The sequence below is a fragment of the Bradyrhizobium cedriense genome (assembly GCF_054602315.1).
Genome location: NZ_JBTSWB010000007.1, coordinates 380,999 through 394,822 on the forward strand (window position 1 = coordinate 380,999; position 13,824 = coordinate 394,822).

14 protein-coding genes are annotated in these 13,824 nt (G+C 64.9%); 5 read left to right on the forward strand and 9 right to left on the reverse strand.

The features are described 5' to 3' along the window. Positions 1 to 36: 36 nt before the first annotated feature. Positions 37 to 1,014, forward strand: coding sequence for a DUF2336 domain-containing protein (locus tag ACYCVF_RS27200; RefSeq protein WP_459601530.1), 978 nt, complete (start codon positions 37 to 39; stop codon positions 1,012 to 1,014). A gap of 68 nt (positions 1,015 to 1,082) precedes the next feature. Here ACYCVF_RS27200 and ACYCVF_RS27205 read toward each other — a convergent pair whose 3' ends face one another. The 4 genes from ACYCVF_RS27205 to ACYCVF_RS27220 form a co-directional block, all read right to left on the reverse strand. Continuing rightward, positions 1,083 to 1,427 carry a DUF1491 family protein gene (locus ACYCVF_RS27205; RefSeq protein ID WP_459601532.1) on the reverse strand — a complete coding sequence of 115 codons (345 nt, stop codon included), beginning with the start codon at positions 1,425 to 1,427 and terminating at the stop codon, positions 1,083 to 1,085. Positions 1,428 to 1,480: 53 nt separating this feature from the next. Beyond that, on the reverse strand, positions 1,481 to 1,693 hold the full coding sequence (locus tag ACYCVF_RS27210) for a hypothetical protein (protein WP_459601534.1): 213 nt from the start codon (positions 1,691 to 1,693) through the stop codon (positions 1,481 to 1,483). 155 nt (positions 1,694 to 1,848) lie between these two features. Next, on the reverse strand, positions 1,849 to 2,550 hold the full coding sequence (locus ACYCVF_RS27215; RefSeq protein ID WP_459601536.1) for a peptidoglycan-binding domain-containing protein: 702 nt from the start codon (positions 2,548 to 2,550) through the stop codon (positions 1,849 to 1,851). Then, the gene (locus ACYCVF_RS27220; RefSeq protein WP_459601538.1) at positions 2,543 to 4,396 is read right to left on the reverse strand and encodes a PAS domain-containing sensor histidine kinase; all 1,854 of its coding nucleotides are present in this window, start codon (positions 4,394 to 4,396) and stop codon (positions 2,543 to 2,545) included. Before ACYCVF_RS27220 ends, ACYCVF_RS27215 begins: the two co-directional genes overlap by 8 nt. A 412-nt stretch (positions 4,397 to 4,808) precedes the next feature. Here ACYCVF_RS27220 and ACYCVF_RS27225 point away from each other — a divergent pair, with 412 nt between their 5' ends. After that, positions 4,809 to 5,243 (forward strand): DUF5330 domain-containing protein, encoded by a 435-nt coding sequence (locus ACYCVF_RS27225; protein WP_459601540.1) that lies wholly within the window; start codon positions 4,809 to 4,811, stop codon positions 5,241 to 5,243. 112 nt (positions 5,244 to 5,355) lie between these two features. Continuing rightward, a complete protein-coding gene (locus ACYCVF_RS27230) occupies positions 5,356 to 5,784 on the forward strand; it encodes a SufE family protein (RefSeq protein WP_459601542.1) in 429 nt (142 codons plus the stop codon). Positions 5,785 to 5,789: 5 nt separating this feature from the next. Here ACYCVF_RS27230 and ACYCVF_RS27235 read toward each other — a convergent pair whose 3' ends face one another. Together ACYCVF_RS27235 and ACYCVF_RS27240 are read right to left on the reverse strand one after the other, a co-directional pair. Continuing rightward, a complete protein-coding gene (locus ACYCVF_RS27235; RefSeq protein ID WP_459601544.1) occupies positions 5,790 to 6,206 on the reverse strand; it encodes a Ros/MucR family transcriptional regulator in 417 nt (138 codons plus the stop codon). Between the two features lie 148 nt (positions 6,207 to 6,354). After that, entirely contained in the window at positions 6,355 to 7,212 is an 858-nt protein-coding gene (locus ACYCVF_RS27240; protein ID WP_459601546.1) for a DUF308 domain-containing protein, read from the reverse strand. A 313-nt stretch (positions 7,213 to 7,525) separates the two neighbouring features. Between ACYCVF_RS27240 and ACYCVF_RS27245 the strand changes: the two genes are divergently transcribed. Continuing rightward, positions 7,526 to 9,175: a glycosyltransferase family 39 protein gene (locus tag ACYCVF_RS27245; RefSeq protein ID WP_459601548.1), complete on the forward strand. Its 1,650-nt coding sequence runs from the start codon at positions 7,526 to 7,528 to the stop codon at positions 9,173 to 9,175. A 190-nt stretch (positions 9,176 to 9,365) separates the two neighbouring features. Continuing rightward, positions 9,366 to 10,145, forward strand: coding sequence for a class II aldolase/adducin family protein (locus ACYCVF_RS27250; RefSeq protein WP_459601550.1), 780 nt, complete (start codon positions 9,366 to 9,368; stop codon positions 10,143 to 10,145). A 115-nt stretch (positions 10,146 to 10,260) separates the two neighbouring features. On the opposite strand, the gene ACYCVF_RS27255 is transcribed toward ACYCVF_RS27250, so the two are convergent. From ACYCVF_RS27255 to ACYCVF_RS27265, 3 genes are all read right to left on the reverse strand, one after another. Continuing rightward, positions 10,261 to 10,845, reverse strand: coding sequence for a DUF1349 domain-containing protein (locus ACYCVF_RS27255; protein WP_459601815.1), 585 nt, complete (start codon positions 10,843 to 10,845; stop codon positions 10,261 to 10,263). An 85-nt stretch (positions 10,846 to 10,930) separates the two neighbouring features. Continuing rightward, complete coding sequence (locus ACYCVF_RS27260) at positions 10,931 to 12,325, reverse strand: M20/M25/M40 family metallo-hydrolase (RefSeq protein ID WP_459601552.1); 1,395 nt, start codon at positions 12,323 to 12,325, stop codon at positions 10,931 to 10,933. Positions 12,326 to 12,349: 24 nt separating this feature from the next. Further along, on the reverse strand, positions 12,350 to 13,678 hold the full coding sequence (locus ACYCVF_RS27265) for a glycosyltransferase family 87 protein (protein ID WP_459601554.1): 1,329 nt from the start codon (positions 13,676 to 13,678) through the stop codon (positions 12,350 to 12,352). Between the last annotated feature and the right edge of the window lie 146 nt (positions 13,679 to 13,824).

Consider the following 13,824-nt stretch of genomic DNA (forward strand, 5'->3'; position numbering starts at 1 on the left):
CAGGGCGAGTCTCTTTTCCAGGTCGCGTATCTCTCAATGACCAAGTCGCTGTTCCCCGGATTCGACGGGCTGATGTCCCTCTCCCGTCGCGAAGGCGTCGATGTCCGTCCGACGCTGCTGCGCGTGCTGACCGACCTGTATGTGCAGACGAACACCCACAGCGAGGACGAGCAGCGGCAATTCATCGAGCTCGCCACGCGGCTGATCGACCAGGTCGACGATGCGACGCGCGCGGCCGTCAAGGCGCGGCTCGCGATCTATCCGAAGACGCCCGTGCCGGTCCTGCAGAAGCTCGGGCTGGTCGCGACACAGGAAGGCCGCAGGGTTCCATTGGCGCGGGAGATCCCGACTCCGCCGCCTGCGCCCGCCCCGGTGCGCGTGCCGACCGAAGCCGAGCAGCGCATGGCCGCCAACCTCGCGATGCAGCCGAAGGAAGCGGCCGAGATCCATGACATGTTCTTCCACGCCAGCGCCTCCGAGCGCGCGCTGATCCTGCACAATCTGGCGCAGACGCCGCTGAAGGCCGCGCCGCGGATTCCGACCGTGCGGGCCAAGCGTGCGATCCAGATCCTGGAGATGGCTGCGATCGCGGGCGACATCGAGAACTTCACCTTCGAGCTCGGCGACAGCCTGATCCTGCCCTCGCGCGTCGCGGCCCAGATCGCCGACGATGCCGGCGGCGAGGCGCTCGCGGTTGCCGCCCGTGCGCTCGACATGCCGAGCCCGGTCTTCCAGCGCATCCTGTTGTTCTTCAAGCCGGAGATCGGCACCTCCGTCAACGCAGTGTATCGGCTGTCGCGGCTCTACGACCGCCTCAGCGACCGCTCGGCGCTGGTGATGCTGGCAGCCTGGCGCGGCTCGGCGCTTGCCGTCACCCGCGCCAAGTATCAGTCCTCGCTGCATGACGGCGAGCGCCAGCGCGCGCGTGCCGGCACAAGCCAAACGCGGCCGGGCGTGCAGCCGGGCACTGCGCCCGCGGTGCGGAAGGGAACCGGCGGATCGCCGGAACGGTAGCCGCTAGCGCCGCCTCCTTGACCACGGCACTGAGTGCGGGCGCGCAATGCGCCCCGACCTCGTCATTGTCACGTCTTCGCCAGATCGAGAAAATGCCGGCCCGCGCGGTCCTCGGTCTCGACGATCCAGGCGTCCGGATCGAAGCGGATTTCCCTGGTCAGCCGTTCCTCGATGGTGTGCTCCGGCAGGGGCTGCGGCGCGACCGGCACGAAGAAGCGATCGATCGGGCGGCCGTCGTCATAGACGGTTTGCGGCGCCGGCGCATACAGCATCGCATGGCCGTCGAGCAGCGACACCTTGATGAACACCGCGCCGGCCTCCTCGGCGCCGCGGCGGCGCACCGCGCCGAACACGCCCTCGGTCTGGCAGCGGCGCAAGTAAGCCGCCACCCAAATGTTGGATTTCAAACGCATGATTCCGACGATAGGCCAGCACGAGGTCTCACGCCAGCCTCGGCTCGTGCGCCTCACGCCTTGCGCGTGCTCTCCCGACCACCGCGTATCTGGGTCGCGACGACGTAAGACAGCGGTATCGCCAGTGCAAATCCAACCGCCACGGCGTAGGGAATGTTCTTGATGGCATCCGCCGCGAGGCTCGGCACCATCAGCACCACGATCAGACTGATTCCAGCCAACGTGGTTCCCAACATGATCCAGACCAGAATCGAAACCTTGAACATGACGACCTCTCTCTTCCCTGATGGGGATAGGCGATCATGTTCCGCGAAGCCCCGGGCGTCATTGATCCCCAGCAAATCGCGCACCCGCGGACGCCGGCCTGATGTGCGGGCGCGCGATAGGCGGAATTGATCGGCGTCAATGACAGGCGATACGGCTATTCGACGGGATGGCCGATGGCGGCTGCGAGTTCGCGCAGCAGCCGGTCGGACACCTGGCCCGTGACCTGCATCTTGTGCTCGCGCTCGAATTTCTGGATCGCGGACTGGGTCTCGCCGCTCATGGTGCCCGTGATCTTCAAATTGCCGTAGCCATATTCGGACAGCGCACGCTGCACGCCGGCGATACGTCGCGCGGCCGGGCTCTGCGCCGGAATGGGCGCCGGCGGACGCAGCGCCGAGGGCGGCGTCGAGGTCGTCGCCTTGACCAGATTGGTCATCGGATCGTTCGAACGCGTCGAGGCGGTCGCCTCGACGGCCTTCTCGGGCGTCTTCTCGGCGGCACGCTCGACAGGTTTGGGCTCGACGCGGAACTCCGTGGCGCGCGGCTCGAGCGGCGAGGTATCGGCACCGACGGGGCGCGGGCGCGGCAGCGGGTTCGACAGCGGCACCGCCGACGGCGCAGGAAGGTTGATCACCGTGCCGAACATCGGCGCGGGGTGCCGGCCGGTCTGGAGGAACAGCGCATTGGCAACGATCGCACCGATCGCGGCAACGGCGATCAGGCCGGCCAGCGTATCCTTGGGGCTGTGCAGCAGCACGCGCAACACGATGTTGCGCTCGGTCTCGACATCGATGACCGCGGCCTTGGCGCCGCGGCGACGCGGAGCGGCTTCGTCCTTGGCAGGCTTCTTAGGCACTTTTCTTCACCAGAGCGGGTTGGTCCTGAGGCTGGTCGAGAGCTTGGTCGTGAAGGTCCTGGCGCAGCACCGGCGTCAGCGTCGCGATCTTGCTCTCGGCCGGCCTGACTTGCGGCGGCGTGTAGACGAGCGGCAGCTTGACGGTGACGGCGGTGCCCTCTCCTAACCTGCTTTGTACCGTCAATTCACCGAGATGCAACGCCACGAGGCTCTTCACGATCGAAAGTCCGAGACCGGTGCCCTCGTGACGGCGCTGATAGGTCTTGCCGGCCTGGAAGAACGGCGCGCCGATGCGCTTGAGGTCGTCGGGTGCGATGCCGACTCCGGTGTCGCTGACGCGCAACATCAGCTGCGAACCCGACACCGCGGCCGATACGCTGACCTGACCACCGCGCTCGGTGAACTTGATGGCATTGGCGACGAGGTTGAGCACGATCTGCTTGAACGCCCTGGGATCGCCGGTCATCACGGGCAGGTCTTGCGGCGCGTCGGTAACCAGGTCGATGCCATTCTCCCGCGCCTTCAGCGCCAGCAGATTGCAGCAATGGAGCAGCGAGGCGCGCGGCGCGAACGGCTCGGACGCAATCTCGAAATTGCCCGACTCCATCTTCGACATGTCCAGGATGCCGTTGACGACCGACAACAGATGCTGGCCGGAATCGTTGATGAGCTGCGCGTATTCCTTGCGCTGGGCCGCACCCAGCATCAGGGTCTGCTCCTGCGCGATCATCTCGGAGAAGCCGATGATGGCGTTGAGCGGCGTGCGCAGCTCATGGCTCATGGTGGCGAGGAAGCGGGTCTTGGAGGCATCGGCCGCCTCGGCGGCGCTGCGGGCCTGATCCAGCGCCTGCTCCGACAGCTTGCGGTCGGTGACGTCGCGCATCACGGCGACGACTTCAGCCTCCTGCGTGACGTCGCGAGTACCGTCCTGGTCGAGCGGGCGGCAGCGCATCTCGACCCAGATGAAATCGACCTCACCTCGTTCGGAACTGGCGGGCTCCCGCCGCAGCCGGAACTCGACGCTGCGCACGTCGCCGCGCGCCGCCTCGGAGAGTGCCGTGAGATAGGCCGGTCGATCGGCGACATGGACGCGGTCGAACAGGCCGTGGCCGTGCAGTTGCGCCACTTGCATGCCGAGCATGGCTTCCACCGCAGGCGAGATGAACTGCACCGCGCCGTTGCGCCGATGCCGCGAGATGACGTCGCTCATGTTGCGCGCCAGCAGGCGATAGCGTTCCTCCTCGCGCGACAACAGCGCGACGCTGGTGCGCGCGAGCGATTCCGCGCCGAAGGCGAGGCCTCCGGCATAGAGGGTCGCAGACGCGATGCCGAAGGCCATCAGCACGCCGCGCTCGGCCGCGCTCGGCTCCGCCACCGGCAGCCCACCGAGCTGGCTGAGCAGGATCAGCATCCCCGCACAGGATAGCGCGAGCAGCGAGGCGAAAGCCGCGACCCGGCGCGAGGCCGACAGCGCAGCCTCGAGGGGAACCACGACCAGCCAGACCGCGGCGAATGATTCGATGCCGCCCGTCGTGACCGCCACCGCCATGATCAACCCTGCGAGCGCCAGCGACGACAGCACATGCGCGCCTTCATAGCGGCCCGTGCGGGACAGGAACCAGGACAACATGATCGGCGCGATCAGCCACGCGAAGGCGGCGACCTCGATCGCGCTCGGCGCGCCGCGCATGGCGAGATAGACCGGAAATGCGGCAAAAGCGGCAAGGCTGCCGAGCAGACGCGGCGCCATGAAGGCACGATGGCGCGCTCGCATCAGCGCATCGTAGCGCGCGGAGGGATGCAGCAGTGCATCGAGACAATCGCGGATGATACTCAAAACTGTCACGGGTCTCGCGCTTCGGCTCGATCGTCTTTGAAGACGCGCCGGAACGCCTCCTTGTCGTTGAGCCACCGTGTCAGAGCGACCTTAAACGAGTGCTAAGGCAGCGCCGCGGGCAGCCGGACGCCCGGTCATCGCGGGGCTTTTTAGACGATTTGACGACGTCTTCGCTGCGCATGGTGAACACAGGGTTTCACCTTCATCCGCATGGTTTCGAATTGGTGGATGCGAGGCAAGCCCAGCAGAATCGCTGGTGTGGGCGTCAATCGAAAATTTACGGAAGCGTCGCCTCCGAAGAATTCGGCGTAAATTTTCCGCGAATTAAGCTCAAGGCAATCACTTGCGATTTATCGAGAGTTGCTAGGTCCGCCCATCCGCGGAGATCGCCGCGGACGGGATCGAACGTACAGGTCGCAAGATGCGCTTTCTGCTTCGCATCACATTCTGGCTCGGGCTGGTGCTGGTGCTCCTGCCGCGGGACAAGACGCCCGAATCGGAGAAGCTGCCGCAGATCGGCGCCGCCGACGCCGTGCAGGCTGCGACTGCGGCCGTCTCCGACATGACCCAGTTCTGCAAGCGCCAGCCGGCCGCCTGCGAGGTCGGCGGACAGGCCGCGACCATCATCGGCCAGCGCGCCCAGGACGGTGCGAAGAAGCTCTACCAGATCATCAACGACAAGAAAGAGCAGATCACCAACGAAAAGAACGAGAAGACCGACAAGAAGGCGCCCGACCATACCGGCTCGATCGCGATGGCCGACGAAGGTGACGCTGCCGCGAACGAGGCGCCGCGCGACACGCTGACCCAGGACGACCTCGCGCTGGAATGGCGCGGACCGCAGCCTGCGAATTAGACAGGCGTCGCGCTGAACGCGGCGACCGGCGACACGCGGTCGAAGAGCCCATTCCCTATCGATTTCACGTCCTCGCGTCCCTATATTGGCCTGAAAGGGAACACGGGACAGCATGACCACGATCGACGAAATCAGGGACAATTTCGAGCTTCTGGACGAGTGGGACGACCGCTACCGGTACGTCATCGAGCTCGGCCGCACACTGGAACCGATGCCGGAGGCCGAGCACTCCGCCGCGAACAAGGTGCAAGGTTGCGTCAGCCAGGTCTGGCTCCAGAAGCTGGTCGACCGCAGCGGCGGCGAGCCGATCCTGAAATATCGCGGCGACAGCGACGCGCATATCGTGCGCGGGCTGGTCGCGATCGTGCTCGCGCTCTATTCGGGCCGCACGCCGCAGCAGATCCTCGACAGCGACGCAATCGCGGTGTTCAACGAGTTCGGCTTTCGCGATCATCTGACGCCGCAGCGCTCGAACGGCCTGCGCTCGATGGTCGAGCGCATCAAGAGCGATGCCAAAGAGGCGCTCGCGGCAGCCTCGTAGAAGGCTTACTTCCGCTTCCGCTGCTGCTGTCCCAGCCCCATCTGCTTCGCCAATTGCGAGCGCGCCACCGCGTAGTTCGGCGCGACCATGGGATAGTCGGCCGGCAAGCCCCATTTCTCGCGGTACTGCTCCGGCGTCATGTTGTACTTCGTGCGCAGATGGCGCTTCAGCGACTTGAAGCGCCTCCCGTCCTCCAGGCAGACCAGATAGTCCGGCGCGATCGACTTCTTCAGCGACACTGCCGGCTTCACCGGCTCGAGCGGCGCCGTCTCGGTTCGGCCCGACGAGACCCGCACCAGGGCGCCATGCACCTGGCTGATCAGGTTTGGAATCTCGGCCGCCGGCGTCGGATTGTTGCTGAGATAGGCCGACACGATGCCCGCCGTCAGCTCGACGAAATTCTTTGCACCCGCTTCCGACATGCACCCGTCCCTTCTCAAGCCTGCGTCCGACGGGATTGACGACGGCAAAGTATTCCGTGTCAACAATACATTCGAGTGAAATAGGACGACTGGCGAGGATGCACCGATTACTGGTGAACCGTGCCGCTTTACTTAAGGCACGGTGGCCTCAACCACGCTGGTCGAGATGGGCGCGGAGCTCGTCGATCGAGGCAAAGCGCATCATGCCTTCCGGCATCTGCGCCTCGATCGAACCGTCGGAATAGAGCGAATAGGCCATGCCGTCGACGACGCCGGATTTGAGCACCGTCACCGGCGCCGGCTCCACGGATGGCGGCGGTTCGGGTGCCGGCGGTGGGGCGGCCTCCGCAAGGGCCGACGGGGAGCGTGGCGGCGGACGACGAGAGGCGGCCGGCGGCTCCGGCTGGCGCATGCGGTCCGGCTTCGGCCAGGCAGCATCAAAGCTCGCAGGCGGAGTGTCCGCGGCCTGGCTGAGTTCCGCAGGCGATTGCGGCGGCGCACCTTCAGTCGTCTTCGCGTCCGTGCGCTCACGCTCCTTGCGCGAGGTCGAAGCAAACAGCAGGTTGCGCCGGCGCGGCGTTTCCTGAGCGGGCGGCGGCGTGGGAGCTTCCGGCTCCTGCACGCCCTCGACGCGCGGACGCTCGCGGGCCGCAGCTTCGCTCTGCCACGGCGGCGGACTTGCGGACGGCGGTGACGGCGGCGCCGGCTCGATCCTCGCTGCCGCACCCGGCACCGGCTCGGGCGCGACCGCTCCAGGCACCGCGAGGCCAGGCAGCACGGGCCTGACCCGAACCTCGGACGGCGCGACCAGCCGGCGCGCGATGCCCTTGAGCTCGAGCAGCACCAGATGCAGGCCGACCAGTAACATTCCGGAGCAGACGCCGATGGTGCCGGATATTATGAGAGTACCGCCGAGGCTGAACTCCCTGATCGTCAGGCCAAAAATGATCGCAAGGAGCCCGGCCAGGAGGGCGCAGATCCCAACGATCAACAAAGCCAAATTCATCGAACTCACCCCCGGCCGCGCATCCACACGCGACAACCGCTACGCCACGATACCGTCATACGGTGTTCCACGCCAACGGCCAATTGTAGGCGGCGTTCCTAAAGGGAAGGAAATCAGAGACTTATTCACATTCCCTTCAGCTCCGGCTCGCTACTGCTGAGACGGCTCTCGAGCAACGGGAATTGCTGCGCCGCATCAGGAATTTAGCCATAATGCCCAATTACTTGGTAATGGAACTGCGCTATACGGAGTCCGGGGAGCAGGCCCGCGCGCACGAGCAGGGCCAAGAGGGGATTCCGGGGCACCGATAGCCATGACATCCATCACGACTTCGGCGATCGACACGCCCTTGCGGCGCTCGGTCGAGCGGACTTGCGACGATCTCGCCATGCTGGTCCTTGCTGCGGTCGCCGTCACCGCAGGCTTGACCTTCCGCGATTACGGACTCGGCTGGGACGACTACACCCACGCAGAATATGCCGATCTCCTGCTGCGCATGTTCGGTTCCGGTTTCAAGGACACCGCCGCGCTCTCATTCGCCAATCTCTACATGTATGGCGGCGGCTTCGACATGGTCGCGGCCCTGCTCCACAAGGTCATTCCGCTCGAGCTGTTCGAGACGCGCCGTCTGGTCGGCGCCATCGTCGGCGTAATCGGCCTCGCCGTGACCTGGCGGCTCGGCCGCCGCATCGGCGGCCCTCTTGCGGGTCTTGCATCCCTGCTGCTGCTCGCATTGTGCCCGATCTTCTACGGCCACATGTTCATGAACCCGAAGGATGCGCCCTTCGCGGTGGCCATGATCATCCTGATGCTCGGGCTCGTCCGGCTCGCCGAGGAATATCCGCAGCCGTCACCGCGCACGATCCTCATTGTCGGCCTGGGCGCCGGCCTTTCGCTGGGCTGCCGCGTTCTCGGCGGCCTCGCCTTGGTCTACGCCGTGATCGGCTTCACGCCGCTGTTCCTGGAGGAACTGCGCACCGAAGGTTTGCGCGAGTCGGCCCGCCGCTTCGCCCATGTCGTCTATGTGCTGCTGCCCGGCCTCGTGCTCGGCTACCTCATCATGGGCCTGATCTGGCCGTGGTCGATCATGGAGCCCGGCAATCCCTTCGAGGCGCTGACCTACTTCTCGCACTTCTTCGAGAAGCCGTGGAAGGAGATGTTCGACGGCGCGATCGTGTCGGTGCCCGACATGCCCTGGTCCTATCTGCCGACGCTGTTCGCACTCCAGCTGCCGGAGGTGATGCTGGTGCTGATGGCCGGGGCCGTGTTCAGCACGTTCGCCATGCTGCCGCGGCGCGAGGTACCGGCGCGCCGCAAGACCATCCTCCTGATGCTGACGCTGGCTGCGACCCTGCCGCTCGTGATCGCCATGGTGAAGCGCCCTGCGCTCTACAACGGCATCCGCCATTTCGTCTTCGTGATCCCGCCGATGGCGGTGCTCGGTGGCGTCGCATTCGCCTGGGCCATGGAGCGCCTGCGCGCCAATCATCGAACCTGGCAACCGGTCGTGCTCGCCACCTTCTGCTTTGGCCTCGCCCTGTCGCTCGCCGAGATGATCCGGCTGCATCCCTACCAGTACACGCACTTCAACCATATCGCCGGGACCGTGCGCGGCGCCGATAATCGTTTCATGCTGGACTATTGGGGCCTCGCCTTGAAGCAGGCCTCCGACGAATTGCGCGAGCAACTCGTCGAGCGCCAGGAAGTGCCGCCCAGCAATCGCAAATGGAAGGTCGCCGTCTGCGGTCCGCAGCGGCCCGCGCAGGTCGCGCTCGGCCCCGACTTCACCATTGGCTGGGATTCCAACGCGGCCGATTTCGCAATGACGCTCGGCGAGTTCTACTGCAAGGGCCTCACCGCGCCCGTGATGGTCGAGATCAAGCGCGACGACGTGGTGTTCGCCCGCGTCTACGACATCCGCGGCCGCGGCATTTCCAGCCTGCTATCGATCCCGGCGCCGTAATTTCTGCACAAGAAAAGCGCAGCCGCAGCCTGGATAGGCGCCAGCGACATCCGGGACCTTCGGGCAAGCCCCGCATATCGCTTCCGCTCATGCGGGCCACGCTGAACTGCCGCGCCTTTGGTCGCCTTGCTGGCAGCCCGCAGCAAGACTAGGTTTGCGCCCGCAACAACGACGTTCGGAGAGATCAGCCATGTCGCCAGCGGAAGCGCGCCTGAGGGAAGTGCCGTCGAACATGACGGAGGCGGAATGGCAGCAACGTGTCAATCTCGCCGCCTGCTATCGCCTGGTTGCGCTATACGGCTGGGACGATCTGGTCGACACTCACATCTCCGCCCGCGTGCCCGGTCCCGACCATCACTTCCTCATCAACCCTTACGGACTGATGTTCGAGGAAATCACGGCCTCGAGCCTCGTCAAGGTCGACCTGCACGGCAACCAGCTCTCCGAGAGCGAATACAGCATCAACCCGGCCGGCTTCACCATCCATTCGGCGATCCACGAGGTGCGCGAGGACGCGATCTGCGTGCTGCATCTCCACACCCTCGACGGTACTGCGGTGTCGAGCAGCGCGGAAGGCCTGCTACCGCTGAACCAGACTGCCCAGCTCGTCACCCACGACCTCGCCTATCACGACTATGAAGGCATCGCCCTCGACCACGACGAGCGGCCGCGGCTCCAGAAGGATCTCGGCGATCACAACCACATGCTGCTGCGCAATCACGGCACGCTCACGGTCGGCCGCTCGGTCGCCTCCGCATTCGAGCGCATGTATCACCTCGAGCGCGCCTGTTCGATGCAGGTGCGCACGCGCGCGCTGGGCACGCCGATCTATCCGGTCGACGACACCGCGATCGACAAGAACACGGAGCTGCTCTCGAACCGCGACCGCGCCGAGTTGCGCGCGACCAACCTCGTGTGGCCGCCCTTGCTGCGCAAGCTCGACCGCGAGCTTCCGGGCTACCGGTCTTGAGATTCTCCGGATTTGGTGTAGGGTAACACCCAACGAACCTCTACGCCTTTTGGAATGAAACGCCGCCCAATTCCGGGCGGCGTTTTTGTTTGAAAGCAACGCGCTGGCGGCTCCCTCAGCTTAGATCGTGCAAAGACCTACCAAGCGGCGGCGACAGACGAAAGCTTGTGAACAGGACCTTGAGCCCATCCCGCTCGGGCGTGCAGGCCATCGGCCCGGCACGATAGGAGCTTGCCATTGGGAATGGAGCCAGCCGCATCAGCGGCCAAAGCTTGCCGTCAGCCGAAAACTGCAACCGAAGCACACCCTTGTCGACGGTTGCGCGTACCCAAAAGTCGCTGGCATCGTTTTGATACGGTGCAGTCGTCCAGTCGGAACGCTCGTCCGTCAACACGCTCCCAAGCATGGCCTGTCCGTCCGAGAACTCAATCCCGGCCTTGACCCAATGCCGCTCGTCGATGCGAACCATGATGCCCGCTTGATCGTAGAGGTGCCGAAAGTCGCTCTGGACGTGTAGTTCGGCGGTGAATGCCTCGCCAGTCGGAAAACCAAGAAAATGCCCGCTGTCGCGATTGAAGCCATAATGCGTCTCACGCCAGAAATCGCTGGCCTTGTCGGTAACGATTTGAAGGCTGTCGCCTTCCGCGGCCCATCTCTTCGGTTCGTTCAGCCACAAACCATCGGCTCTGCCGAGAATCATTTCAAACTTCAAACCTCGATTGAACGTTGGTGGCGGCCGGACTTTGTCGAAGCTGGCATTTTGCAAAGCTTCGGCTTGCAAGCCCCTATTTCACCTCCGCCAGCGCCGCGAGGATGCGGGCCCAGGAGCGGATGCCCTTCTGGAAGCCGCGCAGGTCGTATTTCTCGTTCGGCGAGTGGATGTTGTCGTCATCGAGGCCGAAGCCGACGAGCAGCGAGTCGAGGCCAAGCGTGCGCTTGAAGTCGGCGACGATGGGGATCGAGGCGCCCGAGCCGATCAGCACGGTCTCCTTGCCCCATTCTTCCGTTAGTGCCGTGCGAGCGGCGGCGAGCGGCTTCATGTTCCAGTCGAGCGCGACGGCCGGCGCTGCGGAATGGTCGCCGAACTCGACCTTGCAGTCGCCGGGAATGCGCGCCGTCACGTAGTCACGAAAGGCCTTGCGGATCCTTTGCGGGTCCTGGCCCTGCACGAGACGGAACGACACCTTCGCCGATGCATGCGACGGGATCACGGTCTTGGAGCCTTCGCCGATATAGCCGCCCCAGATGCCGTTGACGTCGCAGGTTGGACGCGTGGAGGCCTGCTCGACCAGCAGCCTGCCCTTCTCGCCCGCAGGAAGCGACAAGCCGACCGGCTTGAGGAACGAGTCCGGCGTGAATTCGAGCTTCCTCCACTGCGCCATGATGTCAGGGGGCGTGTCTTTCACACCGTCATAGAAGCCCGGAATGGTGATGCGGTTGTCGTCGTCGAACAGGCCGCCGAGGATTTTCGTGAGCACCCGGATCGGGTTCATCGCACTGCCGCCGAACACGCCGGAATGCAAATCGCGGTTGGCGGCGGTGATCTTGAGCTCCTCATAGAGCAGCCCGCGCAGCGAGGTGGTGATCGCCGGTGTGTTGGGGTCCCACATGCCGGTGTCGCAGACCAGCACGTAGTCGGCCTTGAACTCGTTCTTGTTGGCCTCAATGAAGGGGACGAAATTCTTCGAACCGACCTCCTCCTCGCCTTCGATCAGAAAGGTGACGTCGACCGGCAGCGAGCCCGTCACCTTCTTCCAGGCACGGCAGGCCTCCACGAACGTCATCACCTGTCCCTTGTCGTCCTCGGCGCCGCGCGCGACGATGATCTTGCGACCATCGGCATGATCCGTGACGACGGGCTCGAACGGCGGACGGTGCCAGAGATCGAGCGGGTCGACCGGCTGCACGTCGTAGTGGCCGTAGAACAGCACGTGCGGCCGCCCGCCTGCCGCGATCTTGCCGACGACGGCGGGATGGCCCGCGGTCGGCCTCACCTCGGTGGCGACACCGAGGCTGGCGATGTCCTTGGCGAGATGCTCGGCCGCGGCCTTGCAATCATCCGCAAAGGCGGGATCGGCCGAGATCGACTTGATCCGCAACAACGAGAACAGACGCTCCAGGCTGTTGTCGAAATCCTTGTCGATGTGGTCGAGCACGGATTGGAGCTGCGCATTGGCCATGGTCGTGATCCTGATTGTTGGGTCTCAAGAGGTCCCGGGTTTTATCGCCGGTGCGGCCTTGGGGCCAGCCGCAACCGGCGGATGCCGGATGTGCCAGGCGAGGCACCCTGCGAGGACGGCGGTCGCGGCGAGGTTGTTGCCCCAGGCCTGGATGACATGGGGAAACCACGGCAGCGACAGCAGCAGGAGGATGCCGGCGGCGCCCAGGGCGAGCCAGGTTCCCAGGCGCACATGCGCCCGCACGTCGAAGGCGGCGCGATGCGTCAGAACCGTGATCGGGAAGAACAGCCACAGGAAGTAGTACTGCCGGGCTAAAGGCGAGGCCACCGTCATCAAGCAGAGCAGGATGCCGAGCTCCTCGGCGTCCGAGCGCTCCGTCCGCTGCGCCTCCCGCGGCATGATCGCGACGAAGCCGAGCCCGAGCAATGCCGACAGCGCCAGCACGATCCAGTTCGCCGTCCTGTAATCGACGTCGATGACGTTCATCGTCCGCGGCGGTTTGTTGCGATCATCCTGATTGTAGTTGATCGGACGGACCAGACGGTGCGTGACGGCGATGAGGGACTGGTTGACCCACGACCAGTTCTGCTCCGCGCGCTGGCCAAAGCCCTTTTCGGAGCTCGTCCCAACCATGCCCTGATACCAGATCGCAAGCTCGGCCGCGTTGCGCTCGAAGCCGCGGATCGGCGCCGGCACGACATAGAGCAGGATGCCGGTGAAGGCGATCGTGCTGACGAGGGCGGCCCACTTCCTCCGCCAGAGCAGATAGGGGAGCACTGCAATCGGAAACACCTTGATGGCGGCGGCAAGCGCGAACAAGAAACCGGCGAGCCACGCCCGCTGATGCCGCAAGCTCCAGAAGCCATAGAGCATCATCGCGAGCAGGACGAGATTCGGCTGGCCAAGATCGAACATGTCGAACACGAAGGCGACGGTAACCAAGACCGGCAGCGCTTCCAGCCAACGGCCTGGCTTGCGGTCCGAGCCGGCCATGACCTGGGAGAGCGTCCCGGTGTACCACCACGCCACAGCATTCAGAATCGACAGAATGACATAGAGCGGAATCTTGCCGAACCAGGCCGGAATCGCCAGCAGGATCGCCGGCAACGGAGGATAGATGAAGTCGAAGTACTCCTGGGCCGTAGCGGGATAGAGCGGCCCACCCTGCAAGACCTGCTGTCCGGCCCAGTACCAGAGCAAGTAGTCCTTGGTCTTGCCACGGCCGAAAATCTCGGGGACGAGCACGTCGGCCGTCAGGAGAATGCAGCAAAGCAGAAAAAGCAGATCCAGGGGCGCACGCGGCGACAAGCGTCTGGGCGCGTCAGGCTTGGCTAACGGGGCGGGCGGAGTCACGGTGCGATCCTGTGCGGCGACCAACAGGACGTAGCAGACCGACGGAGACTTGGAGAGTCCCCTCACCTTAATGTGTGCTGGTCGGCCCTCCCGAATCGGGGGAAGGCCGATGGCCCCGTGGAGGGATCACCTTTCCGTCCGCATTC